Annotated in this window: 21 protein-coding genes; 18 read left to right on the top strand and 3 right to left on the bottom strand. The window is 38.5% G+C overall.

Annotated elements, in window-relative coordinates; translation table 11 throughout:
- Positions 1 to 15: 15 nt before the first annotated feature.
- The 9 genes from AC3FI7_RS08350 (at position 16) to AC3FI7_RS08310 (ending at position 15,152) form a co-directional block, all read left to right on the top strand.
- Positions 16 to 2,271: a TonB-dependent receptor gene (locus AC3FI7_RS08350; RefSeq protein ID WP_491461820.1), complete on the top strand. Its 2,256-nt coding sequence runs from the start codon at positions 16 to 18 to the stop codon at positions 2,269 to 2,271.
- Positions 2,272 to 2,280: 9 nt separating this feature from the next.
- Complete coding sequence (locus AC3FI7_RS08345; protein ID WP_491461819.1) at positions 2,281 to 4,572, top strand: glycoside hydrolase family 3 protein; 2,292 nt, start codon at positions 2,281 to 2,283, stop codon at positions 4,570 to 4,572.
- A 255-nt stretch (positions 4,573 to 4,827) separates the two neighbouring features.
- Complete coding sequence (locus AC3FI7_RS08340; RefSeq protein ID WP_142724363.1) at positions 4,828 to 5,994, top strand: esterase; 1,167 nt, start codon at positions 4,828 to 4,830, stop codon at positions 5,992 to 5,994.
- 221 nt (positions 5,995 to 6,215) lie between these two features.
- Positions 6,216 to 7,094, top strand: coding sequence for an alpha/beta hydrolase (locus tag AC3FI7_RS08335; RefSeq protein ID WP_142724364.1), 879 nt, complete (start codon positions 6,216 to 6,218; stop codon positions 7,092 to 7,094).
- Positions 7,095 to 7,205: 111 nt separating this feature from the next.
- On the top strand, positions 7,206 to 9,662 hold the full coding sequence (locus AC3FI7_RS08330; RefSeq protein WP_491461818.1) for a glycoside hydrolase family 3 N-terminal domain-containing protein: 2,457 nt from the start codon (positions 7,206 to 7,208) through the stop codon (positions 9,660 to 9,662).
- Between the two features lie 213 nt (positions 9,663 to 9,875).
- Positions 9,876 to 10,067: a hypothetical protein gene (locus AC3FI7_RS08325; protein ID WP_491461817.1), complete on the top strand. Its 192-nt coding sequence runs from the start codon at positions 9,876 to 9,878 to the stop codon at positions 10,065 to 10,067.
- Between the two features lie 225 nt (positions 10,068 to 10,292).
- Complete coding sequence (locus AC3FI7_RS08320) at positions 10,293 to 11,144, top strand: hypothetical protein (protein ID WP_343658949.1); 852 nt, start codon at positions 10,293 to 10,295, stop codon at positions 11,142 to 11,144.
- A gap of 2 nt (positions 11,145 to 11,146) precedes the next feature.
- Entirely contained in the window at positions 11,147 to 12,565 is a 1,419-nt protein-coding gene (locus AC3FI7_RS08315) for a phage tail protein (protein WP_185150436.1), read from the top strand.
- A 1-nt stretch (position 12,566) separates the two neighbouring features.
- Positions 12,567 to 15,152, top strand: coding sequence for a pyocin knob domain-containing protein (locus AC3FI7_RS08310; protein WP_343658948.1), 2,586 nt, complete (start codon positions 12,567 to 12,569; stop codon positions 15,150 to 15,152).
- A 127-nt stretch (positions 15,153 to 15,279) separates the two neighbouring features.
- On the opposite strand, the gene AC3FI7_RS08305 is transcribed toward AC3FI7_RS08310, so the two are convergent.
- Positions 15,280 to 15,684, bottom strand: coding sequence for a winged helix-turn-helix transcriptional regulator (locus AC3FI7_RS08305; RefSeq protein WP_142724369.1), 405 nt, complete (start codon positions 15,682 to 15,684; stop codon positions 15,280 to 15,282).
- Between the two features lie 274 nt (positions 15,685 to 15,958).
- Here AC3FI7_RS08305 and AC3FI7_RS08300 point away from each other — a divergent pair, with 274 nt between their 5' ends.
- From AC3FI7_RS08300 to AC3FI7_RS08270, 7 genes are all read left to right on the top strand, one after another.
- On the top strand, positions 15,959 to 16,891 hold the full coding sequence (locus AC3FI7_RS08300; protein ID WP_491461816.1) for an aromatic alcohol reductase: 933 nt from the start codon (positions 15,959 to 15,961) through the stop codon (positions 16,889 to 16,891).
- A gap of 248 nt (positions 16,892 to 17,139) precedes the next feature.
- On the top strand, positions 17,140 to 18,036 hold the full coding sequence (locus AC3FI7_RS08295) for a helix-turn-helix domain-containing protein (RefSeq protein ID WP_142724371.1): 897 nt from the start codon (positions 17,140 to 17,142) through the stop codon (positions 18,034 to 18,036).
- A gap of 103 nt (positions 18,037 to 18,139) precedes the next feature.
- Positions 18,140 to 18,943 carry an enoyl-CoA hydratase/isomerase family protein gene (locus AC3FI7_RS08290; RefSeq protein ID WP_491461815.1) on the top strand — a complete coding sequence of 268 codons (804 nt, stop codon included), beginning with the start codon at positions 18,140 to 18,142 and terminating at the stop codon, positions 18,941 to 18,943.
- 4 nt (positions 18,944 to 18,947) lie between these two features.
- Entirely contained in the window at positions 18,948 to 19,196 is a 249-nt protein-coding gene (locus tag AC3FI7_RS08285; protein WP_491461814.1) for an NAD(P)H-dependent oxidoreductase, read from the top strand.
- Positions 19,168 to 19,515: an NAD(P)H-dependent oxidoreductase gene (locus tag AC3FI7_RS08280; protein ID WP_491461813.1), complete on the top strand. Its 348-nt coding sequence runs from the start codon at positions 19,168 to 19,170 to the stop codon at positions 19,513 to 19,515. The genes AC3FI7_RS08285 and AC3FI7_RS08280 overlap by 29 nt, the downstream gene beginning before the upstream one ends.
- 241 nt (positions 19,516 to 19,756) lie before the next feature.
- A complete protein-coding gene (locus AC3FI7_RS08275; protein ID WP_491461812.1) occupies positions 19,757 to 20,200 on the top strand; it encodes a nuclear transport factor 2 family protein in 444 nt (147 codons plus the stop codon).
- A 129-nt stretch (positions 20,201 to 20,329) separates the two neighbouring features.
- Positions 20,330 to 21,235: a helix-turn-helix domain-containing protein gene (locus AC3FI7_RS08270; protein ID WP_491461811.1), complete on the top strand. Its 906-nt coding sequence runs from the start codon at positions 20,330 to 20,332 to the stop codon at positions 21,233 to 21,235.
- 111 nt (positions 21,236 to 21,346) lie between these two features.
- Here the strand turns inward: AC3FI7_RS08270 and AC3FI7_RS08265 are convergent, their stop codons facing one another.
- A complete protein-coding gene (locus AC3FI7_RS08265; RefSeq protein ID WP_491461810.1) occupies positions 21,347 to 22,204 on the bottom strand; it encodes an SDR family oxidoreductase in 858 nt (285 codons plus the stop codon).
- Positions 22,205 to 22,319: 115 nt separating this feature from the next.
- Positions 22,320 to 22,898 (bottom strand): Crp/Fnr family transcriptional regulator, encoded by a 579-nt coding sequence (locus AC3FI7_RS08260; protein WP_491461809.1) that lies wholly within the window; start codon positions 22,896 to 22,898, stop codon positions 22,320 to 22,322.
- Positions 22,899 to 23,053: 155 nt separating this feature from the next.
- Here AC3FI7_RS08260 and AC3FI7_RS08255 point away from each other — a divergent pair, with 155 nt between their 5' ends.
- Both AC3FI7_RS08255 and AC3FI7_RS08250 read left to right on the top strand, forming a co-directional pair.
- On the top strand, positions 23,054 to 23,878 hold the full coding sequence (locus tag AC3FI7_RS08255) for an SDR family NAD(P)-dependent oxidoreductase (RefSeq protein WP_343658942.1): 825 nt from the start codon (positions 23,054 to 23,056) through the stop codon (positions 23,876 to 23,878).
- A gap of 243 nt (positions 23,879 to 24,121) precedes the next feature.
- A complete protein-coding gene (locus AC3FI7_RS08250) occupies positions 24,122 to 25,012 on the top strand; it encodes a helix-turn-helix domain-containing protein (RefSeq protein WP_491461808.1) in 891 nt (296 codons plus the stop codon).
- Positions 25,013 to 25,193: the final 181 nt, after the last annotated feature.

Here is a 25,193-nt window from a genome sequence, read left to right as displayed (position 1 = left end):
ATATATATACTGAAAATGAGAAAATCAACTTTAAGAATTTCTGCACTTGGACTGATGCTTTCCTTTGCCACTGTCTTTGGTCAGCAAACCGACAGCACAGCTGTGAAAAATGTTCTGAAATCAGCTTCTAAACCTGAAGAAGGCGTAAAAACGGTCACATCCAAGGAAGACAACAACAGAAATGTAATGCTCAATGCAGCCAATAATACCAGCCCAAGAGATGTAAATATCGGTCTGCCTGGAACAGTGGGGGGAATTACCATTCTCGAAAATGATCTGCCGGTTGTGTACTTTTTCTGGCCGGAGCTTCCCAATAAAACCTGGAGACAGAGTGTTGGTTTAGAAAGAACCGGACTTCTGAAGATGGACCAGCTTGCCAACACCATGGGCGACCTTGGGTTTGCGGTAAATTCTTACGCGCAGACAGGAACAAAGGAATTTAAGCTCAAAGGGAAATTTACAACCAGTACTTTCGGATGGCTGCAGGGTGATGTGAATGCTTCCGGACCTATTTCTAAAAACGGCTGGACATATACGGTAGGTGCTTTTGCCAACTATGATCCGAGTACCTACAAATTAGGATTCGCCAGAAATGCAGATGAAACCAAAATTTTCAGAGCAGGAGTTACAAAATATTTTAAAGATGACCGGGGTAAAATCTCATTCCTTTACAAATACGCAGATTCTTACAGTATCACCAATTACGCACTGTTCCAGTATGGTGAGAACGGAAAAGTGACTGAACTTGACAATTTTACCATCGGTAGAGATTCTTATGTAACGAGGGACGGAAGAATTAAGTTCAAAGATATTCTTTCCGGGGAAATGCAGTGGGCTTCAATGAATGGGAAAGACAACAGAACTACTTCCCACAATATTGATGTGCTGGGAAATTACAAGCTGAATAACGGCTGGAATTTTAAATTCTCCACAAGGGCACATTTTGCAACAACTAAAATGGCCAATATTATTCCTTTGAGTATTTTTAATGCTCCTGCAGCATCAGGATATACAATTGCTTCAACGGGCCAGGCTTATTCCGGTCCGGTAGGAACGCAGCTTGTACTTTATACACCGAAAACACCGGTTACCAATATCGCAGGTCGTTTTTCATTAAATAAACAGATTGAAAATCACAACCTGACCTTCGGACTTCTGGAGCAATACTATAACGTAGACAAATTTACGTCAAACCGTTCGTTCTTCTTTCAGACTGCAGAAGCACAGCCTCAGAGATTGGTGAGCCCTACGACGGATGCAGACGGATTCTACAATTACAACGTAGGTGGTGAATTCCACAGCGGAACCGAGAACAAAATTTCTGTTTATGCCAATGATGAATGGAAAGTTTCAGATAATTTCAATCTTAGCTATGGTTTGCACCTGAGAAACCATATCATCAACGGACAGTTTTCAATGACGCCAAGGTCTCCGAATTTTGTTTTCGGTCCTAATGATTTCCAGGATATCAACGAAAGCTGGTTTCACATTGCGGGAAGCGTTAATGCAGTCTACAACATCAGCAAAAACTTTGGTCTTTTGGCTAATTTTCTTTACACCGAAGAAAACCGAAGACTGGAAAGTTATTCTCAGCCATTCAGCCCTGATACAAGAAAAATTAAAAGTCCACTGGGTGCACTCGGCGTATTCTGGAATACCGATTATATTCAGTTGATTTCTCAGGCAACCTGGCTGACGAAAAACGGATATTTAGGAAGATATAATCTTGTTAACCCAAATAACTCCACTCAGGCTCTTGTGGCAAGCGTGGATTACAGCATCCAGACCTTAGGATGGACGACAGACTTTGTTTTAAAACCTTTTAAAGGGTTTAATTTACACTATCTTATAACTTTTCAGAATCCGGTTTACAAAGATTTTGCCTTTGATGCCTTCGGACAGAACTACAATTACAGCGATAAAAACGTAGTGGGAATTTCAAAGGTTTTAATGGAGATAGATCCAAGTTATACGATAGAAAAATGGAGATTCTGGGCAAGTTTCAGGTATTTTTCCAAGCAGTATGCCAATATTACGAATGCATTGTATTTTGCCCCAAGATGGGAAACCTTCGGTGGGGTAAGCTATACCGTTAATAAAAATATCAATATCGGTGCAACGGTTATCAACTTCCTAAATCAGAGGGGAGCAAGCGGAACCATCAACGGAGCTGAGCTGATTACCGATGCAAGCCAGTATTATGGAAAACTGCTGACAGGAACATACATTATGCCATTGACAGGTCAGTTATCAGTAAGCTTTAATTTCTAAAATTTGAAAATGAAAAAATCAGTATTCAACATAGCCGCTTTATTCTTAAGTGTGACCGCTTTTTCTCAGAATATTCAGATCGTGACCAATTCAAAAGGCCCGGTGTTAGGGTATTCCACAGATTCAGGAGTGAAAATTCTAACGGTTGGCGGAAATAAATTCAAAGATTTAAACAGAAACGGCAAACTCGATAAATACGAAGACTGGCGACTTTCCGCAGATGAAAGGGCGAAAGATCTGGCTTCAAAAATGACCATTGAGCAAATTGCAGGTCTGATGCTGTACAGCGGACATCAGTCTGTTCCAGCTCCTGCAGACGGTATCAGAGCAGGAAAATATAATGGCATGTTTTATAAAGAAAGCGGAGCAAAAGCTTCTGATTTGACCGACCAGCAAAAGAAGTTTTTAAAGGAAGACAACCTTCGTCACGTCTTGGTAACAACCGTTGAATCTCCTGAAATTGCAGCCCAGTGGAGCAATAATATCCAGGCATATATTGAAGGTCTGGGATTGGGGATTCCAGCCAACAACAGTACAGACCCAAGACATTCTGCAACAGTAACGGCAGAATTTAATGAAGGAGCAGGTGGACAGATTTCGCTTTGGCCGGATGGTTTGGCTATGGGGGCAACTTTCGATCCTGAGTTGGTAAAGAAATTCGGGAATATTGCCGCGCAGGAATACAGGGCGCTGGGAATTTCAACGGCCTTATCTCCGCAGATCGACCTGGGAACAGAACCTCGCTGGTATAGAATTGCCTATGTTTTCTCTGAAAGTCCTGAACTGACGGCTGATTTGGCAAGAGGCTATATCGATGGTTTCCAAACCACCGTTGGGAGCAAAAACGGTTGGGGGAACAAAAGTGTCAATGCAATGGTAAAACACTGGCCTGGAGGCGGACCGGAAGAGGGTGGCCGCGATGGACACTGGGCAATGGGAAAATTTGCGGTGTATCCGGGCAATAATTTTCAGAATCACGTAAAACCTTTTACTGAAGGCGCTTTCAAGCTAAACGGAGGAACAAAGGAAGCTTCTGCAGTAATGCCTTATTACACGATTAGCTTTAATCAGGATACGAAAAACGGGGAAAACGTTGGAAACGGATACAGCAAATATTTAATCACAGATTTACTTCGCGGAAAATATAAGTATGATGGTGTTGTTTGCACTGACTGGCTCATTACAGCCAATGAACCAAAAACACCGGGTGGATTTGCCGGAAAACCCTGGGGAGCCGAAAAACTATCCATTGCTGAGCGTCATTATAAAGTGTTGGAAGCCGGCGTTGACCAATTCGGAGGAAATAATGATAAAGGCCCTGTTCTGGAAGCGTATCAGATGGGGGTAAAAGAGCATGGGGAAAAAGTATACCGAGCAAAATTTGAACAGTCTGCTGTTCGTTTGCTGAGAAATTTCTTCAGAACAGGGTTATTTGAAAATCCTTACGTTAACGTTGAAGAAACCAAAAAGACTGTTGGTAATCCTGAATTTATGAAAGCAGGTTACGAAGCTCAGGTAAAATCTATCGTGATGTTGAAAAATAAAGCCAATGTTCTTCCCATCAAGGAAAGAAAAACGGTTTATATTCCCAAGCGGTATTCTCCTGCAATGTTCAACTGGTGGGGAATTTATACTCCTCCGTCTTTGGATTATCCCGTGAACATTGAGAAAATCAAAAAAGATTATAACGTAACCGAAGATCCGACAAAAGCTGATTTTGCATTGGTTTTTGTGAAAAGCCCGCACAGCGAAGAAGGCGGTTACAGTGACATCGATGCCAAAGAAGGCGGAAACGGGTATCTTCCGATTTCTCTTCAGTACCAGACCTATACAGCGACTGATGCGCGTGAAAAAAGTATAGCTGCCGGAGACCCGGTGGTGGCTCCGGATGTACATAACAGATCCTACAAAAATAAGACCTCAACAGTTACGAACTTTACCGATTTGCTGACCATTGAAAATGCGTATAAAGCTATGAATGGGAAACCTGTCATTGTTTCAGTAACAGCTTCAAAACCGATGGTTTTCAACGAACTTGAAAAATATGCTGATGCGATTCTGATGAACTTCAACGTATCCAATCAGGCAGTTGTAGATATCATCACCGGAAAATACGAACCGTCAGGATTGCTTCCGGTTCAGATGCCTGCGAATATGGCTACGGTAGAAAAGCAGAAAGAAGATGTTCCATACGATATGGAAACGCACAGAGATACTGAAGGCCATAATTATGATTTTGGGTACGGGATGAATTGGTCTGGTGTGATTAAAGATGCAAGGACAGAAAAATATAAAAAGTAATTGAATGTTTCTGAGCCTGTATTGTACGGGCTCAGAATTTTATTTTTTGAATTAAAAACAGTTTTCTGTCAACTACAAATCAAAAGATTCGACGGAGTCAAAAGTCACAAAAGCTTTAAGTCTAAAATAATAATTCTAAAAGTCTACAAAATCGAAAATCAAGGATTTTCAAAATATAAGTGGCCTTTAAAAAAATAGCATTGAACTTAAAATAATTAAGTGTTAAAAACTTCTGTGCCTAAAAAACAACTTAATATGAAAATCAAATTCACACTATATTCATTAATGCTGGGTTCATTAATGTTTGCCCAGGAAAACCTCGATTTCAGCGGAAAGAAAAACCTGGTTTCTCCGGAAATCAACGGTCAGAATGTTACCTTTCGTCTGCTGGCTCCCAATGCAAACAGTGTAAAACTGCAGGGAAACTGGTTTCCGTCAAAAGGAATGGAGCCGGGCTCCGTTGACTTACAGAAAGACAAAGACGGTGTCTGGTCGTTCACAAAAAATGATTTTAATCCGGATATTTACACCTATTCGTTTATTGTTGACGGGGTAAAAGCCAATGATCCGAACAATTCTTACCAGGTTCGTGATGTTTCTTCGGTGATGAGTATGATTTTAATTGACGGGAAGCCATCGGAAAATTACAAAGTTCAAAACGTCCCTCACGGAACGGTTTCCAAAAGATGGTATCACTCTAACGGAATGAAGGAAGACAGAAGATTAACCGTTTACACTCCGCCGGGGTACGAAAATTCCAGGGAAAAATTTCCTGTTTTGTATCTTTTACACGGAATGGGCGGAGATGAAGAAGCATGGATGACTTTAGGGCGGGCGTCACAGATTTTGGATAATCTGATAGCTCAGGGAAAAGCAAAGCCTATGATTGTCATAATGCCGAATGGTCACACCAGCAATTCAGCGGCGCCTGGCGAATCTTCAAAAGGATTTTATAAAATAGATATGAGAACGCCGGATATTTTCAGTGGCGATATGGAAACGTATTTCAAGGAAATTATGGATTTCACAGAGTCCAGTTATCGTGTAAAAGCGGATGCTAAAAACCGTGCGATTGCCGGACTTTCAATGGGTGGTTTCCATTCACTGTATATTTCTGCCAATCAGCCGAAAACGTTTGATTATGTAGGTCTTTTTTCTCCGGCGATTCTTCCGCCTGACGATAAGAAAAGTCCAGTATATCAGAATTTAGATCAAAAGCTAAAAATCCAGCAAACCAATTCCTACCAACTTTATTGGATTGCCATTGGAAAGACCGATTTTCTCTACAAGAATGTCAAAGAGTATCGTGAAAAACTCGACAAAATGAATTTCAAATATCAATATGCAGAATCAGAAGGAGGGCATACCTGGAGCAATTGGAGAACCTATCTGAACGAATTTGTTCCACAGTTGTTCAAATAAGATATTAACAGAATTTTTGACATTCCATAGAATCTCAGCTATGGTCTTGAAATGCTGAATCCAGATTCCAGCCGAATGACGGATTAACTGTTATTTAGCTTTTGTTCTTTGCTGAATGAAATGAGGATTCAATGCAGTCAAATGCTTTTGTGAACTTAAAAACAACGAATTGCACAAAAAACTATTTAACTGTTTGCATTAAAACTTTAAAATCAATAAAAATGAAAAAAATCATCATAGCAAGTTTATTCCTTTTCGGTTTAAACAGTATCAATGCTCAAAAATCAATTCCGTTATACAAAGGAAAAGCACCCGGAACAGAAAACTGGACCCAAAAAGAAGCACAGCAGTTCAATGAGCTGTTCAAAACAGAAGTCGTTTTCAATGTTTCACAGCCTTCCATGCTGGTTTTTGAAGCCGATAAAGCAAAGGCCAATGGAACTGTAATCGTTATCGCTCCGGGGGGAGGTTTTCAAAGTTTATCCATCAACCGGGAAGGGGTTGATATGGCAAAAAAACTGGCGGAAAACGGAATTACCGCAGTAGTTTTAAAATACAGATTGCTGGAAACAAAATCCAACGATCCAGCCAGAGAAATGATGGAAAATATCAAAGACAGAAAAGCTTTTGACGCGAAAACTGCACCTATTAAGGCAATGGCTGGAGATGATATCAAAATGGCAATTTCTTATATCAGAACCCACGCGAAAGAGTTAAACATCAATCCTGAAAAATTAGGTGTTATTGGATTTTCGGCAGGGGCAAGTGTAATCCTGGAAAGTATTTTTCACAGTAAAGATGTTTCAACGCTGCCTAATTTTGCAGCATCCATTTATGGTGGTCCCAGTCAGGAAATTTTAGATACAGAACTTCCAAAATCTCCTCTTCCTTTATTTATTTGTGCCGCAAGTGACGACCAGTTAAAACTGGCACCAAAATCAGTTTTGCTTTATAATAAATGGCTGGAAGCGGGACAGCCAACTGAGCTTCATATCTATGAAAAAGGTGGGCATGGTTTCGGAATGGGAAAACAGAACCTCCCTGTTGACCAATGGTCAGATGTCTATCTGGACTGGCTGAGATTCCACAAATTTCTGTAAATCATTAAACTATAAATAGTAACCACAAAAGGAAGGTCAGTTTTAAATCTGAAATTTTATATAACCCATTGATAAAAAACTTTTGTGAGTAGAAAATAAAATATCAACAGTATGAATAAGAACGAAACTACCTTGCTGATGCTTTCGAAAAAAGCAAAATTTGCAGGATTGTTCCTGGCTTTATTAGCAGCTTCGCCTTTTGTAAAGGCTCAAAATAGCCCGACAGTTACCGTTGGCGGAAAAGTATTCAAAGACCTCAACAAAAACGGGAAGCTTGATGTTTGGGAAGACACAGGACTTTCAGTGGATAAAAGAATTGATGCGATTATCAGTCAAATGACCAACGAAGAAAAGGTTAATCTTTTAATTGGAACCGGAATGCCTGGAATTGAAGTTTTGACCGGTCCGGTTGGAGATTCAAAGCAGGGATTAGTCCCCGGTGCAGCCGGAGGAACAGCCAGTTTTGACCGGTTCGGGATCCCTGCAACAGTGGTTGCTGATGGACCTGCAGGTTTAAGAATCTCGCCAACCAGAAAAAACGACTCTAAAACTTATTATGCAACAGCATTTCCTGTAGGAACAGCTTTAGCTTCAACCTGGAACAAAACTTTGCTGGAACAGGTTGGAAAAGCAATGGGAAATGAAGTAAAAGAATATGGTGTTGACGTGCTTTTAGCGCCAGCTTTGAACATTCAGAGAAATCCGTTGAACGGAAGAAACTTCGAATATTATTCTGAAGATCCTTTGATTTCAGGAAAAACGGCGGCTGCTATTGTAAACGGAATTCAGTCTCAGGGGGTTGGAACTTCCGTCAAACACTTTGCAGCCAATAATGAAGAAACGAACCGTTTGACCATCAATGCCCATGTTTCTGAAAGAGCCATGAGGGAACTGTACCTGAGAAATTTTGAAATTACAGTAAAAGAATCTCAGCCATGGACCGTAATGTCGTCTTACAATAAAATAAATGGTGTTTATACATCCGATTCAAAAGATTTGCTGACCCAGGTTCTGAGAAACGAATGGGGCTTCAAAGGAATTGTAATGACAGACTGGTTCGGTGGTTTCCCTGGATTTGAATCAATCAGAAGCGGTGGTATTTCTGACGTTGTAAAACAGATGAATGCCGGAAATGACCTTTTGATGCCGGGAATTCCTGCGCAGAAAAAAGTTTTGCTGGAAGCTTTAAATTCAGGGAAAGTATCTCAGGATGTTATTAACCTCAATGTTAAAAGGATTTTGGAGTATGTTTTCAGAACGCCCACTTTTGCTCAATACAAATACAGTGATAAACCCAATCTGGAGGAACACGCGGCAGTCACAAGAAATGCAGCAACAGAAGGAATGGTTTTGCTTAAAAATGAAAATAATACATTGCCTTTTGCCGATAAACATAAAGAAGTTTCTTTATTCGGAGTGACTTCCTACGCATGGATTACAGGAGGAACAGGAAGCGGAAGTGTAAATAACAAACATACCGTTTCTCTATTGGAAGGATTGAATGCTGCAGGTTATCAATTAGACAAAGAGTTGGTTGATCTGTACAAACCTTTTGCAGAAAAAGAACAGGCTTCAGAAAAAGAAAACAGAAAAAAAAGAGGAATTCTGGCGTTGCCGGAAAGACTTCCTGAAATGAAACTGGATGATGCGTTTTATGCTAAAAAAGCAGAAACTTCCGAAATTGCTTTTGTGACTTTGGGAAGAAATTCCGGTGAAGGTGGAGACAGAAGAGTGGAGAATGATTTCAATATGGCAGCAGAAGAAATCAATATGCTGGATAAAATTACCAAAGCTTTTCACGCAAAAGGTAAGAAAGTGGTTGTGATTCTGAATATAGGTGGAGTTATCGAAACCGCTTCGTGGAAAGACAAAGTGGACGCTATTCTTTTGGCCTGGCAGCCGGGACAGGAAGGGGGACATTCTGTGGCGGATGTAATTTCCGGAAAGATAAATCCTTCGGGAAAATTAACAATGACCTTTCCTGTAAATTATACAGACCATGCATCAGCAAAGAATTTTCCGGGAATTCCTGTGGACAATCCGAAAGAGGTAACCTATCAGGAAGGAGTGTATGTCGGATACCGTTATTTCAATACGTTTGGGGTAAAACCTTCGTATGAATTTGGTTATGGGAAGTCTTATACAGATTTTGAATATTCGAATATTAAAATCAGTTCTAAAAGCTTTAACAGCAATGTTGACGTAACTATTGATGTGAAAAATACAGGAAAAGTCGCAGGAAAAGAAATTGTGGAACTGTACCTGTCTGCTCCGAAACAATCTATTGATAAACCCAAGTCCGAGTTGAAAGCATATGCAAAAACAAAAGACTTAAAACCCGGAGAATCTCAAACCCTTACGATGACTTTAAATCCGAAAGATCTGGCTTCATTTGAAACAGGGAAATCCGCCTGGGTTGCAGAAGCCGGTAATTATAAAATTTCTGTGGGGGCCTCTTCTCTAGATATCAGGCTTACATCAGAATTTTCTGTTCCGAAAGAATTGGTGGTTGAAAAAGTACAGCATATCTTGCCTGCAGACGAGAAGTTTGAAGATTTGAAACCGTAAAGTTTATAAATTTCAGAGACTCAATAACTGAAATAATTGATTAGTGGCTGTCTCCTATGTTTGCTTTGTCAAACGTAGGAGACAGCTTTTTTATTGACCTTGAAAGGGGCGAAGTATATTTTAGTCTAAAGCTTAACATTATAAAGGGCTTAACCGGATTTTAGAATATAAGTCCACTGCAACTACAGAACAGAAGGGGCAAAAAGCTTTCATATGAAGTTAAAAAAAATGAATTTTGAACATTGTAATTACACAACAATATCGCCTCAATTCAGAAAAATAAAGCTTGCTGCAACTACTGGACAGAGGGATCAGAAAACTTCTGTAAGAGTGCAGGAAGGATGGAATTTGAGATTCTGGATGTATCATCATACAACTTACTTATATCATCTATCAGGAGAATAAACAGAAGGTATTGCAGAAAAAGCGTGCGTGATATTGTTGATAACATTGACAAAATGTATGGTCTTTCTGGGGATGACCATATAAAATAAATAATTCACAAATTGATGGAATGGTAAAAGAGAGATAATTTAAAAAAATCACTCAAAAAATATAATTCCATTAGTCTAATAATCCCTATAGAGGTTTTTTCGAATTATCAGTTTTATCAAAATTAATTTCAATCAGATGAGTACACCATTAAATATAATTTTCAGTTGGTTTGAAAAAGGTGATATACCTACAGAATACCAATTTAAACAGACCTTTTCTTCATTCCGTCATATAGATGAAAAAATCAGAATAAACGAAGTGTCAGGCTTAACTGAAGCTTTTCAGGAAACACTCTCTATTAAGGCTTTTACCAATCATCTGGAGGATGAAAGTGCACATACTTCAGTACTGGCAAAACGCAACGCTTCCAATCTTACTGCAGCCAATATAAACGAATGGAAAGAAAAATTAGAAATCAAATTAGCTGCTACTATCGATGGAGATGGAAACACCGGAAACGTCTATACAAAAGAGCAGATTGGTGAAATTGTGAATGTATTTCAGGCAAAGGATGATGAATTGTTTGAGCATCTTTCGAAAATGAATGAAATACTGGTGTCTGATGATGGTGATCTTGATACGCTTCAGGAAATCGTAGGCTATATCAAACAGAACAGAGAGGAGATAGAATTGCTTAAACAGGCTGTTATCGGAGGCAGTTCGGATGATAAAATCAATCTTGTCGGAATATATTCAAACTGGGGTGCGGTCACTTATCAAAATCAGTTTAATGATTTGGTATATGATAAAATTAAAAAGATCGAAGATGCTGCCAGTTCCGAGAAAATCAAGCATGAAGAAAGAGTTAAGGGGGACTCCAGAATAAAACATGATCTTGATACATTAAGTTTTGTAATGGATGCTTATGACACCGTTACCATGTTTACAGTTCCCCTTAAAGTGAAGAGGATAGACAACAATAATATTGAAGTACTATTTGATTCATTACCCCCAAACATCATTCAGTTAACAATTAAAAAAATATAGTTATGGACATTAAATACGCTTATTATCGAAGTTCTGTTGGATATAAAATAGAAGGGAAAACAGACAATGATATTTTAACTGCCGGCGGTGGCACAAGATCAATCAATTCTTTCTGGCATGATGGAAATTTAAATCCTTTAGATTATGTACCAAAAACACGGACTTTAACGATTAATGGTACCTCTTATGATCTCTCAGCCAACAGATCATTTACAACACCGGACACAATTACCCGCCTGAAAGGTGGTGCTTCAGGATCTTTGGTATCCGGGGATATTACCCTGGCAGCAGGAGCCAATACCTCGATTAGCCAGACTGGAAGTACCATCACATTAACCTCTACGGATACGACTTACAGTGCGGGCAATGGTCTGACACTTACGGGGACTACATTTTCCTTGCCGGTCACTACTTCAGGTACGGGGAATGTGGTTACCGGAATAAGTCAGACAACCAACGGAATAACGGTGTATCTGGGCTCTATGGCTACCGCTTCGGATCTGGCCAATTATATCCCGTTATCACAAAAAGGTGCAGCGAATGGAGTAGCAGCTCTTGATGCATCCGGGCAAGTCCCAGCATCCCAATTGCCATCTTATGTGGATGATGTTTTGGAAGGATATTATAAAGTGGCTGACGGAAAGTTTTATAAAGAAGCTGCTTATACTAACCTTATCACCGGGGAAACAGGCAAAATTTATGTATCTCTGGATACTAACAAAACTTACCGATGGACGGGAACAACATTCGTGTATATCACTTCCGGAGCTGTAGACTCTGTCAATGGATTAACAGGAGTGGTAGTTCTGAATAAGTCTCATGTTGGGTTAAGTAATGTTGATAATACGGCAGACGCTGCGAAAAGCGTTCTTTCCGCTACAAAATGGTCGACAATACGAACTATTACACTTTCCGGAGTTACAGCTACGGCACAGAACATTGACGGTTCCGGAAACGTAGTGGTTCCTGTTACCGCTGTGCCTGCAACATTACTGACAGGAATAGCATCAATCAATACCACCGGATCAGCTGCAAAACTGACAACACCGAGAACAATAGCGGCTACAGGTGACGGAAGCTGGAATGTTACATTTGACGGTTCTGCCAATGTAACTTCAGCGTTGACTTTAAGTGCAACGGGTGTAGCTGCCGGGACTTATGATGAGGTTACTGTTGATTCCAAAGGTAGGGTAACAGCCGGAAATACCACAGTAAAATCATACACTACTTCTATTTCTGGAACTGCAAGTGTGGCTCACAACTTAGGAACCAGAAATGTAGATGTTGCCATGTATGATACGGTGACTTTTTACAAAATTGACGGCAGAATAAAATTAACTGATCCGAATAAAATAGATATTGAATTTGATTCTGCTTTGCCTAATACTGTATCCGTAACAGTAACCCGTAAAGATATTTAGAATGGATGTAAAATACGCATATTATAACAGCTCTAAAGGCTATAAAGTGACGGGTGGTACAGCTGCCCAGTTTTTAAAAGCGGACGGCTCTCTGGATAATAATTCCTATGTTAATAGATCGGGAGACTTGATGAGTGGTACCCTTACGTTTAATCATGCTGTAAATAGTACAATTAAAAAAGATCTATCTGCAATCACTACGGCGTCAGGATTTGCCAGGGATATTTTACAATTAAGCGGATCTAATGGGGTGGTAGATGCTGTTGCATGGTTTGGGGCTGTGGATGCGGATGGTACAGTAAAAATGACGTATGGCTACTTTGGAGCGACAAGTTACAATGCCACTAAAGCACTCCTCTGGACCTCAGACCAGAGAGTAGGAATTGGTTTAGGCGGGTCTTCATTACCGTTGGATGGATACAGGCTTCATGTTGCCGGTAACAGCTATACATCCGGTAATATAGGAGTTGCAGGAAGTATTAACAGTACAGCAGGTGAACTTCTGGTTCAGAGAATAGGAGTCAATAGAATCAGAACGGGTTCTACGTTTACATTAATCTCAGGAGATGGGACTTCGGGAGTTGTGTATCTGAGGCCTCAGGGAGATTCCGTAATGGCAGGTCAGGTAGTTATCAATGCCAATAACACACAGTTTGTAGATGCTTATAATTTACTGTTTGGCAATCAAACAACAACAGGATCTGCTATTTTCCATACGAATATAGCTAATGCAACGCATGGCTATGGGGTGTGGCTGGGGCAGAATTTACAATTTAATGGGACCGATTTTATTCAGCCAAGAGGAGCCTTAAATTCATGGGGACTTTCAGTGAACAATCACAAGTACTTTTCATTTAATTATGGGAGTGCTACCGGTACGAATGGAAATGTTCCGACATTAACTGAGGTTGTAAAAATTAATAATACCGGTAGAATTACAACGCTCAATGACGGAACTTCTTCCGATTGGATATCAGCATATAATACAGGTTTTCTCTACAGAGGTGTTTTGGGCTCTACAGTAGATCTGAACAGTATTACTTCTACAGGATGGTGGGTTCAGACAGTAAACATCAATGCAACTTCTGCAAATAATTATCCTGCAGCCTTAGCGGGACAATTAAGAGTGTACTACACAGCAACCCATATTGTTCAGGAATATACTACCTATGCAAATAGCAATGATGTTTACAGGAGATATTATTATAGTGGAAACTGGTATCCCTGGACAAAAGACTGGGATTCAAATGACTTTTCCGGAACAGATGTAAGCAACTGGAATACTGCATTTAACTGGGGAAACCATGCCAATGCATCATATCTTACCACTTCGGCACTATCCAATTATTATACGAAGAATGAGTCCTTAAATATGTTCGTTGGAAAAAATGGAGTTGAAACAATAAGCGATACAAAAACATTTACCCACAGTCCTGTTATTCCCAATGGGACGCTTGGAAGCCATGCTGTCAACAAAAATCAGATTGTATTGGGCACTGCTCCTGAAAATGAAGGAGGGCAGCAATTAAGTATAAGCGGAAATAATGCTGTTACCGTTACCAATTTTTTCGTTACATCTAGGGACGGATCAAGAAATGCAGATGATATTGCTCCTAATGCTACCCCAAAAAGAGTTAGATTTGATTTTGCTAAGTCTAACAGTGCGGGCTTGGGAGCGTCAGGAAATTATGCTGGTATCATGACTTATTCGCCTTGGGATGGTACAACTGCCTCTACAGGAGATTCGTCCTATCAGTTGGCATTTGCAAATCAGAGTGGTATTAATGGCTCCGGAATTCCGATGCTCAAAATCAGAAAAGGAATTGATGGAAACTGGACTACACCATGGTATAAATTCTGGACAGATGCAGATTTTACACTCACAGATATTCAGAAGTGGAATTATATGACCCAGTACAGCTTACAGCTGAACTTGGATTTTACAGTAAATACAGGATCAGGGCTGGTCATTGCAGATGATTATTTTGGAGGTGAGTCAGGTATTATCGATAGCAAAGAGGGTAAACAGGTCGCTACAAAAAGAAAAGAATATTATTGTTATGGTTCAAAGAAGAGTGACTTTGATGGTTTAAACTATCATTGGGGTATACAGAACTTTGGAATGGGGAGAAAGGCCAATGATGCTGATAAGTTAGTGGTTGAAGGTTCCATAAAAGCCAGTGAAAACTTTAAATCGAACGATGAAAACCCGGATACAATATTTATTCCTAATGGTAAAGTAGCTGATCTCAGAGATGAAATTGTAAACGATAAATCTGATTATACCATTAGGTTAGATCCGCACGAATATCAGATTGATTCTTCCGGGCTGCTTGAAGTAGATGACAGAAACAGACTGATCCATATTATCGGAGAACAGATTAAAATGGCGGTTAACTTCAAAGAAATCTACCCAAAACAACAGATTGTCATTTACAATTTTGACAAATATGGTGCCCCGATGGAAGTTAGAATATATAATAAGCCCATATATAATATTAAACCGGGCTGCTTTGTAAGATTGTATATTACAGAATTACGCAGAGTGATTGCAGAAAGAGAGCAGCCATGTGATTTTGTCTGGTAAAGAAGCATGATCACTGATTTGATATATAGCCCACAGTTGGAAAAAGAAAAATTTCTGATTGTGGGCTTTATAGCGTGTATACTGATGAAAGTATTAACAGTGCATTCTTTCTTAATTTCCCGTTGATTTATTTCTCATAATTTGCTCGTGCACTCTTAAGTTCTTCACTATGACGGGCGATCCACAACCAAAGTGGAGTAACCTGAATCAGTAAGCCACGACCCAGAGATGTTAATTCGTACTCCACCTTTGGAGGTACTTCAGGATATACACTTCTTAAGATCAATCCGTCTCTTTCCAATTCCCGTAAACATTTTGTCAACATTCTCTGGCTGATTCCATTGATATGGTTCTCCAAATTTGAAAAGCGCATTTTACCGTCTATTCCCAGTGCGTGGAGAACAAAAAGTGACCATTTATTACCAATATGACTTACTATATCCCGCTTAAGTTCATCCTGGTCTTTATTCAGTACTTTGCAGATGTCATCCCAGGCTTCTTCGATTTCGGCATCTGTCATCAGTCTATCCATAATTAAAACATGTTATTGCTGTTTAAAGATAGATTTTTCTGACAAAAGAAGGTGTATAATAAAATGAATTTGTTAGTATAGATCATGTTGTCGTATAAGTATTTTCTGTATTATTTAAAATAATCTGACTATCAATCAAAAAACTAACATCTGTGTAAGTAGCTCACAACGAGGTGCCTTATTGTTTTCATTATCTGATCATAGTAACTTTGCTCAGGGAAATGAACTTATTGTATCAGGTTAGATCAGAGTTTTGAACCTTAAATTTTTTAAAATGAATAATACATCAATTTTAGTTTTGGGAGCAGGTGAATTAGGAATGCCTGTCATCCGTCAATTAGCCAAAAAAGCTAAAAAGTATAGCAATACAAAAGTTACAGTGCTGCTGAGAGAAGCAACGATTAATACTGAAGATATCAATAAGAAAAAGAATATTACAGAACTTAAAGAATTGGGGGTAGAATTACTTCCCGGGGATCTGTCTGCTCCGTCTTCTGAACTGGTGTCAATTTTTAAAAATTATGACGCTATTGTTTCCTGTACAGGATATGGAAATGGTGCGGGAGGTTTTCAGCTAAAGCTGGCCAGTGCTGTGCTGGATGCTGGGGTCAAAAGATATTTTCCATGGCAGTTTGGAGTTGATTTTGAAGTAATAGGACGAGGCAGTGCACAGGATCTTTTTGATGAACAGCTTGATGTCCGGGAGCTTCTCAGATCACAAAATGCCACAAAATGGGTTATTATTTCCACAGGGATGTTTACCAGCTATCTTTTTGAACCTTTCTTTGGTGTTTTGGATTTAGAAAAAAAATCAATCAATGCTATTGGCGGATGGGACACTGCAGTTACAGTAACCACACCGGAGGATATTGGTAAGCTGACAGCTGAGATATTTTTTGCAGAACCTTTAATAGAGGATAAAGTCGTATATATCGGTGGAGACACAATTACTTATGGACAATTAGCTGATATCGCAGAGTCATTGTCAGGACAAAAATATAATCGTACGCTTTCTGATATGACAGAGATACAGAATGATCTTAAAAATGATCCTTCCAATTTTGTTAAAAAGTACCGTTCAATATTCGGAGCAGGAAAAGGTGTTTCCTGGCCATTAGAGACAACCTATAATTTTAAAAATGGTATTGAGACCATTTCTGCTGAGCAGTGGGCAAAAGACAATATTGACTGGGAGTCTTTTAATTAATAGCAATCCATTTTTTAAGATCGAATTGTAGAATAAATAGCTTTTAATAAATTAGATTTTATAGTATAAAAAAGAGACCGTTATTGGATAGCTGTCTCTTTAAGTTACCAGAGCATATATTTAAACACTTTTGTAGATATTTGATAGTTTGAGCCAGATTAAAACCGGATTCTAAAACTCATCCTTCACAGATTATATCTTTAAAACTTTATATTCAGATTATAAAACAATTTTGCAACTTTGCTTATATGAAAACCTTTAGCGATTTAGTGAACTATAATAAATATCTGAATCTGTCCGCACCACTGCATCCGTTGATGGACAGCAGAGTTTGTAAGCAGGCCATTCCAAATTTTCCGCAGACAAGCGGCGAGATTCAGGTTAACCTGTTTAAAATTTCACTGAAGAAAAATTTCACCGGAGATATTCTTTACGGCAAGAATAAATATTATACAGAGAATGGGTTGATGCTTTTCAGTGAGCCGGGACAGGTTGTTTCCTGGGATAGTCTGACTTTCTGGGACGGTTATGCATTTGTATTTCATCCTGATCTGATCAGGCAGAATCCGATAGCAGGTAAAATCAATCAGTATAAATATTTCAGTTATGAGATCAATGATGCGTTATTGATGACGGCGCAGGAAGAGGAGACGATTACCTGGCTTTTTACAAAAATTCATATGGAGTTGGTTGAAAATAAAGCCGGAGCAAACATCAATATTATTCTTTCTCTGTTAAATACTGTTCTTTCCTACGCAGATGTTTTTTATGAAAGACAATTTAAAGATAAAGCCACAAAAGCCATTTCAGTTGCTTCAAAATTAAAAAGCTTACTGCAGAAACATTATAAAGATCTTTCAAAACCCGTTTCAAATTTTCCCACAGTTTCCTCTGTTGCTGAAGAGCTCAATATGTCTTCCAATTATCTTACAGATCTTATCCGTGCAGAAACCGGAAAAAGTACGATCAGTTTCATTCAGGATTTTTTGATTGAACAGGCCGAAATTTTATTGCTGCAAACAGACATGAATATCAGTGATGTGGCTTATCAGCTGGGTTTTACCAACGTTCCTTATTTTTCAAGATTTTTTAAAAAAGCTAAAGGCATTTCTCCAACAGAAATAAGAAATCAGAGAAAAGTATAAGATATTCCCTGATTTGTGTTAAAAATCCCGGGTCTGTCCAATTAATTTTGAACAGACAGATAAGCTATGTCTTAAAAATTTAATATCATTTAAAATTATTACTATGATTTTTACAACACAAAAAATAAGTGAAAGCTACTGGAAAGTGGTCATCAATCATCCTCCCGTAAATGTTTTTGATCCTGAGTTTTCTGTTCAGCTGAGAACGACAATGGAAGAGCTGGAAGCCAATGAAAATCTGAAGGTTGTGGTTTTTGAAAGTGGCAACCCGGATTTCTACGTTGCCCATGCAGAATTGGTTAATATATTTGAATTTCCGAAAGGCACCGGAGAAACAGGACTTTCAATTTCATGGCCGGATGTTGCCAAACGTCTGGAACAGGCTCCTTTTGTAAGTATTGCATCTGTCAGAGGAAGAGCAAGAGGATTGGGAAGCGAGTTTATCCAGGCTTTTGATATGCGTTTTGCCAGTAAGGAAAAAGCTGTTTTTGCACAGCCTGAAATTGGAATTGGTTCTTTTCCTGGCGGTGGCGGACTGGAACGCCTGCATTTGTTGACCGGAAAAGCAAGAGCTCTGGAAATTATTTTGAGCGGTGATGATTATGATGCTGAAACGGCAGCGAGCTATGGCTGGATCAACAGAGCTTTTCCTGATAATGAGCTTGACGCTTTTGTAGAAAATCTTGCCAACAGAATTGCTTCATTTGACAAAAAAATCATTACAGCTATAAAATCTATTATGAATGAAAGAGCTATTATTCCTAAAAATGAGCATATTATGGAAACCCAGACCCGATTTTTTGCATCATTGACAGAACCGGAAGCAAGAACGAGAATCAAAAAGCTGCTGGATCAGGGGTTGCAGAAATATGGCGATGTAGAACTTAACCTGGGCAAATATTTATAGCTGAATGAAAGCATTAATAATCAACGGGCATATCAAATGGCCGCAAATTGCAGAAGGAAATCTGAACAAAACAATTTTTGAAAAAAGTAAAGAGGTGTTCAGCGAAAAAGAATATGAAATTCTGGAAACCGTTATTGATAATGGCTATGAAATTTCTCAGGAAATCGAAAAGTGGGTGAATGCCGATGTCATCCTGTTTCATTTTCCGATCAACTGGTTTTGGAATGCCTGCAAAGACAAAAGACTATATTGATAAGGTTTTGATGAGCGGTTATGGCAAAATCTATATGGGAGATGGCAGAAATAATGGCGGAAACTATGGAACCGGCGGGCTGCTGAAATCTAAAGGGATTATTGTCAATACCTGGAATGCACCACAGGAAACATTTGGAAATTCCGGGCAACTGTTAGAAAATTTTTCCATGGAAGAATTTACGAAACCATTTACAGCGACACTTCAGTTTGTGGGGGTTCAGCCGTTACCGACATTTGCCTTCTATGATGTTTTCAAAAATCCAGAGATTGAACAGGAATTAGTTTCTTTTGAAGAACACCTCAGACAGCATATATGAAATGAATTGTATTGCTGAAAAAACAGATGAAAAATACCTGGTTTGTTAATGAAAGCAGATTTTTTAATAAATTAAATCCCCTAATCGACAGATTAAAAATCAAAAAAATAAATAATGATTGATTTGTTAAAATAATGCTTTGATTTTTTAAAACTGCGGACTGCAACTGCAGACTAATTTTGTCATAGAAAATTGACCTGAAAGTCAGGATCAATTGATGTAATAACAAAATTAAACCACAATGAAAAGTAAAGAACAAATCAAGGCCACAGCACAAAATGCATTTAAAAATCACCTGGAATTTTTATCTACAGGTCAAATTGAGAAATGGGTAAACCTATTTGAAAAAGATGGTGAGCTGGAGTTTCCGTATGGCCCGAAAGATTTTCCTCAAAAAGTAAAAGGGAGAAAAGAATTATTTGAATATATGAAAAACTTCCCTAAACACTTTAAAGTAGAGTTTCAAAATCTTCACTTCCATGCGACGGAAGATCCTACGCTTGTGATCGCAGAATTTACGAGCAAAGGGCATGCAATCTCCACAGGCAAACCTTATCATCAAAAATATATTTCAGTAGTGACCACCGACACGGAAGGGAATATTTTGAAATATGTGGATTTCTGGAATCCTATGGTGGCCCTGGAAGCCATCAATGCTCCTTTAAGTGAATTCGTCCAAAATTAAACCCGCAATTATAAAATAGTCCGGATAAGTCCTATTCGGACTATTTATTTTTCTTAAAATACCTGTATGCAAAAAATCATTAGTTTTGTTAGTGCAAACCTTATACTGAAGCGGTTGATGCTTTTAAAAATGACAAAGCCGGAGACATTAGAAGAATATTATGCAAAATATAAATTCATTAAAACCCCTGACTTAAGTAAGGAAGAGGGACATTTCAATGTTTTCAGAATTGAGGAACTTTCTCCAGAATATGCCAATACAATAACATACGGACGCAAAGATTATTTTAAGATTTGTGTCGTTACCGGAAAGAGTAAAATTCATTATGCTGATAAAAGTTTTGAGATTCTCGAAAACGGGCTTTTGTTTGCAAATCCTCTAATCCCATATAACTGGGAGCCATTAGAAACAAAACAATCGGGGTTCAGCTGTATTTTTACGGAATCTTATTTTAATGAATTTGGATCTTTAAAAAAATATCCGGTCTTTCAGGCAGGCGGTTATCCCGTTTTTGAATTGAATGAAATAGAAAAAGATACTCTGATAAAAATTTTCACTGATATTATGAGTGAAAAAAAATCAAATTTTGAGTTTAAGGATGATGTTATCCGAAACCACATCTTACAGTTGATACATTTTGCTTTGAAAATACGGCCTTCCTCTCAGCTTATTATAGAAAAGAATACTGCTGCAAACAGAATTACAGCATTATTCATGGAACTTCTGGAAAATCAGTTTCCAATTCGTAATACACTCAATGGGTTACATTTACGTACAGCGTCAGAATTTGCCATGCAGATGGCTTTACATGTTAATCATCTCAACAAATCGGTGAAGGAAGTTACACAAAAAACAACATCTGACATCATATCAGAACGTATACTTCGGGAGGCTAAGATAATGCTCAAGCACAGTTCATGGGCGATCTCTGATATTGCATACAGTTTGGGTTTTGAAGGACCCTCTCACTTCAGTACCTTTTTTAAAAAAAGGCTGCAGATTTCACCAAGCCAATTCAGGGGAACAAAAGAATAAGACAAAGCATTTTTATAACGCAGTATTCAAAAGGCATACTAGAAAATCATCAAAATAAAAAGGTCGGAACAAAAACATTCCAACCTTTCTGCTCTATCATTAATGTGTTAATTATTCATTGTATTTTGCAAGCCATTTTGCTTTCAATGCCGCTCTTGCATTGATGAATTCGAGATCTGTTCCCTGTGCTACAGCATCAAGTGGAAAACGTAAAGGACGGGAGCCTTCTTTCATTCTAATCAATTCCAATATTCCGTCTGCTATGGTTTGCGGATTCATGTTAAACACTTTCATTTTGCCAAATAATGCAGCCCCAATCGCATTAAATTGCTCAGTGGCTACCGGATCATAAAGCGCTGAAATTTCCGGTTGATCTGCATTGACACCAGCTTTTTCACCCGAATTCATTTCTGTTGGATAAACTCCCGGCTGTATGGAAACATTGTCGATATTAAATTGTTTTAACTCATCCTGCAGTCCTTCAGTAATACTTTCCACCCCAAATTTAGATGCAAAATAGGGAATCATAAAAGGAGAGGTATGAGCACTTGCTCCGGAAGTAATATTGATAATTAATCCACTCTTATTTTTTCTCATAGAAGGTAATACTGCCTGGTAAGTCCTGATAACGCCATAGAAATTGACTTCAAACATCTGGCGGATTCTGTTCAGGCTATATGCTTCCAGCAATCCGAAACCTGAAACGGCAGCATTGTTGACCAGCACATCGATTTTACCATATTTTTGAAGTACTTTTCCGAAAGCATCAGCTACGGAATGATCGTCAGTTACATCCATTTCAACGACCTCAATATTGGGGAGGGCTCCGAGTTCTTTGGCTGCAGCTTCATTTTTTCCTGAAGTGCCCCGCATTCCGGCAATCACTGTATAGCCTTCATTCGCAAGTGTTGTTGCTGTCAATTTTCCAAAACCTGTACTTGTTCCTGTAATAAAAACGGTCTTATTCATTTTGTCTTATTTTTAACTGTTGTTTTAACAAGACAAAGATGCTGCTGTAAAGAGGCTTTTTCCATTGATAAAAGCTTGAAAAAAAAGCAAACAAATGTCAATGAAATGGAATATTCTATTTCTTAATCCTATTTCTACGCAGTCTGGTAAGGGTTTCCGGTGTGATTCCAATGAAAGAAGCAATCATATGCTGTGGAATACGGTTGACAATATGAGGATACTTTTCGAGAAAATTCTGATATTTTTCTTCTGCTGTAAAGCTGATATTTGCTAAAATCCTGTTCTGGGAAACAATAAAGCTTTTCTGAATAATCTGATTCATCAGCTGATTGAGCTGAGGAATGTCTGCACAGATTTTTTCAAAATCTGACTTTTCTATTATAATCAATTCTGTAGGTTCAATTGCATCGATATTAAGACGGGAAGGTGTCCCATTAATCAGGCTTTCGCGGTCACCAGTCCAATAATTTTCGGGGGCAAAGCTTATGATATGTTCCGTTCCGTTTTCAGCGATGGAAAAAGTTTTTACCAGGCCTCTGCAGATAAAAGCATTATAATGCCAGACCTCACCTTCCTGTAAAAGAAATTGTTTTTTGCGAAGTTTTTTAGATGTGCAGACAGATTCTATCAATTGTATTTCCTGTTCAGAAAGTGCTATTTTATCGGTAAGGTACTTTAGGAAAATATCGAACATTTACTCTTGATTATAGAACAAATTTAATTATTATAATCAAAACAATATGTTTTTTATTTTAAAACGTATTTCTGTACTATTTTTCAGCTGAAACGGACTATTTATTCCCCATGCCTGATGATAACTTTGCTTCATTAAATAACAAAAAAAATTAAATGAGTAAAATAGTTTTTATTACAGGAGCATCAAAAGGATTCGGAAAATTATGGGCTGAAGCACTTTTGAAAAGAGGAGATAAGGTAGCGGCTACAGCCAGAAATATTTCGGCTTTGCAGGATTTGAAAGACCAGTATGGAGACCACATCCTTCCTTTAAAACTGGATGTCAACAACCGTTCAGAAGTCTTTGAGGTAACAGATCAGGTTGAAAAACATTTTGGAAGAATTGATGTTTTGATTAATAACGCAGGTTTTGGCTTATTCGGAACAGCAGAGGAAACAACAGAACAGCAGGCGAGGGAACAGATGGAAACTAACTTCTTTGGTTCGTTGTGGGTTGTACAGGCGGTTTTGCCAGTCATGAGAAAACAGAAAAGCGGGCATATTATTCAGATTTCAAGCTTTTTGGGATTGACGACTTTACCCCTTTTAGGATTATACAATGCCTCAAAATTTGCAGTTGAAGGGTTGATTGAAACCATCGGTTCTGAAACAGCTCATTTGGGAATCAAAACCACTTTAATTGAACCTAACGGGTTTGCAACAGACTGGGCAGGTGCTTCAGCAGTCCAGACCTCTTCGGATATTGCTGATTACAATCCGGTACGTGAAGCTTTTGCTGAAAGCGGAGATAATCCTGAAATCTGGGGAAAACCGGAAGCTACAGTCGAGCCTGTCTTAGATCTTATTGACAATCAGAATCCTCCGGAAAGATTATTGTTCGGTAAGATTGCTTACCATGCCATCCATGAAGTGTATAAGAAAAGACTGGAAGATATTGAGAAGTGGAAAGAGGTGAGTATTGCCGCACACGGGTATTAATTAAAAACGGTATAAACCACTGTAAAAGCAGCAATCCTCTGAGGGCCATGATATCAGGTTGGAACAGAAAGCAGGTTTCCGTTAATGAAAAATGAACCTGCCATACAGCCTGTCATTTTAAATGATGTGGTACATGGCCCTTATTATCAGTCAGACTCTTACTGCAGGATATATCAGTTTTTTTTTGACATAAAATAATCCTGCTTCCGGCAAATTATTTTTAACTTAGATAAAATTAAACCAATGCAACATTATAAAACCCTTACGGAACTACATTTAGGCAATCACTGGGAGGCTCCGGAACATCCGCTTTTCAGTATGATTGGCTGTCTGTCTGAATGTAAATTAGGGAACAGGGAGTTTACAGCAGACTGTTATGTGATTGCTTTCAAAAAAATAAAGTCAGGTATTTTCATGTACGGAAGAACACCATATGATCATGATAACGGTTGTCTTTTTTTTGCCAGGCCGAGACAGATTATCGAGATGAAAAATCTTGAATTTGAAGAGAAAGGATATATGCTCATGATTCATGAAGATTATCTGAACGGGCATGAGCTTTTCAAGGAAATAGAAAAATATAGTTTTTTTGACTATGAAGTGACGGAAGCTCTCCATCTTTCTCCAAAAGAAGAACAGATTATTTTAGAGCTCTATTCGAAAATTCAGGGAGAATATTTTAATAATCCTGACGAATACAGCCGTGATATTATTTTGAGCCATATCTCTTCTATCCTGAAATATGCGCAGCGGTATTACAAGAGGCAGTTTACAGACAGAACGCAGGTGAGCGGAAAGACTGCTTCCAAATTTAATGATGCCTTGAGAAAATATATACAGAATGGTCTGCTTGAAACAAACGGACTGCCTAATGTAGCATTTCTAGCGGAAAAGCTTTTTGTTTCGCCAAGATATCTGAGTGATTTATTAAAGCAGGAAACCGGAAAGACAGCAATGGAACTTATCCATATTTTTATGATTTCTGAAGCGAAAAACCTGTTGAGGCTGGGAGAAAAAGGAGTTGCAGAAATTGCCTACGAACTGGGTTTTGAAAATGCTTCTTATTTCACAAGATTATTCAAGAAGCAAACGGGAATGAAACCTTTGGAATTCAGAAAGTCCCAGATCAATTAAAACCCTTTTGGGCTGAGGCTGTTTTACTTTTGAAACAGTCTTTTTCATTTCTGTAAATCTGTGTTGTTATTAGCGGGAAATGTACTATTTATTAAGATAGAATGGGGGTACTTTTGACTTGTTAAAATCATTAAAATCAAATCTGGGAAAATCAATGCAAAAGCTCAGAGAAATTATATTC

This window comes from Chryseobacterium sp. TQ-BC-N36 (assembly GCF_058382295.1).
The sequence above is the reverse complement of the archived record's forward strand: the minus strand, read 5'-3'. Positions and strand labels throughout refer to the sequence as shown.

Excerpts from the sequence above, each read along its gene's own strand:
- AC3FI7_RS08310 (WP_343658948.1), top strand. The coding sequence starts at position 12,567 with ATGGATGTAAAATACGCATATTATAACAGCTCTAAAGGCTATAAAGTG.
- AC3FI7_RS08315 (WP_185150436.1), top strand. The coding sequence starts at position 11,147 with ATGGACATTAAATACGCTTATTATCGAAGTTCTGTTGGATATAAAATA.
- AC3FI7_RS08285 (WP_491461814.1), top strand. The coding sequence starts at position 18,948 with ATGAAAGCATTAATAATCAACGGGCATATCAAATGGCCGCAAATTGCA.
- AC3FI7_RS08335 (WP_142724364.1), top strand. The coding sequence starts at position 6,216 with ATGAAAAAAATCATCATAGCAAGTTTATTCCTTTTCGGTTTAAACAGT.
- AC3FI7_RS08320 (WP_343658949.1), top strand. The coding sequence starts at position 10,293 with ATGAGTACACCATTAAATATAATTTTCAGTTGGTTTGAAAAAGGTGAT.
- AC3FI7_RS08290 (WP_491461815.1), top strand. The coding sequence starts at position 18,140 with ATGATTTTTACAACACAAAAAATAAGTGAAAGCTACTGGAAAGTGGTC.
- AC3FI7_RS08325 (WP_491461817.1), top strand. The coding sequence starts at position 9,876 with ATGAAGTTAAAAAAAATGAATTTTGAACATTGTAATTACACAACAATA.
- AC3FI7_RS08345 (WP_491461819.1), top strand. The coding sequence starts at position 2,281 with ATGAAAAAATCAGTATTCAACATAGCCGCTTTATTCTTAAGTGTGACC.
- AC3FI7_RS08330 (WP_491461818.1), top strand. The coding sequence starts at position 7,206 with ATGAATAAGAACGAAACTACCTTGCTGATGCTTTCGAAAAAAGCAAAA.
- AC3FI7_RS08260 (WP_491461809.1), bottom strand. The coding sequence starts at position 22,898 with ATGTTCGATATTTTCCTAAAGTACCTTACCGATAAAATAGCACTTTCT.
- AC3FI7_RS08280 (WP_491461813.1), top strand. The coding sequence starts at position 19,168 with ATGCCTGCAAAGACAAAAGACTATATTGATAAGGTTTTGATGAGCGGT.
- AC3FI7_RS08250 (WP_491461808.1), top strand. The coding sequence starts at position 24,122 with ATGCAACATTATAAAACCCTTACGGAACTACATTTAGGCAATCACTGG.
- AC3FI7_RS08295 (WP_142724371.1), top strand. The coding sequence starts at position 17,140 with ATGAAAACCTTTAGCGATTTAGTGAACTATAATAAATATCTGAATCTG.
- AC3FI7_RS08305 (WP_142724369.1), bottom strand. The coding sequence starts at position 15,684 with ATGGATAGACTGATGACAGATGCCGAAATCGAAGAAGCCTGGGATGAC.
- AC3FI7_RS08350 (WP_491461820.1), top strand. The coding sequence starts at position 16 with ATGAGAAAATCAACTTTAAGAATTTCTGCACTTGGACTGATGCTTTCC.
- AC3FI7_RS08275 (WP_491461812.1), top strand. The coding sequence starts at position 19,757 with ATGAAAAGTAAAGAACAAATCAAGGCCACAGCACAAAATGCATTTAAA.
- AC3FI7_RS08255 (WP_343658942.1), top strand. The coding sequence starts at position 23,054 with ATGAGTAAAATAGTTTTTATTACAGGAGCATCAAAAGGATTCGGAAAA.
- AC3FI7_RS08340 (WP_142724363.1), top strand. The coding sequence starts at position 4,828 with ATGAAAATCAAATTCACACTATATTCATTAATGCTGGGTTCATTAATG.
- AC3FI7_RS08265 (WP_491461810.1), bottom strand. The coding sequence starts at position 22,204 with ATGAATAAGACCGTTTTTATTACAGGAACAAGTACAGGTTTTGGAAAA.
- AC3FI7_RS08300 (WP_491461816.1), top strand. The coding sequence starts at position 15,959 with ATGAATAATACATCAATTTTAGTTTTGGGAGCAGGTGAATTAGGAATG.
- AC3FI7_RS08270 (WP_491461811.1), top strand. The coding sequence starts at position 20,330 with ATGACAAAGCCGGAGACATTAGAAGAATATTATGCAAAATATAAATTC.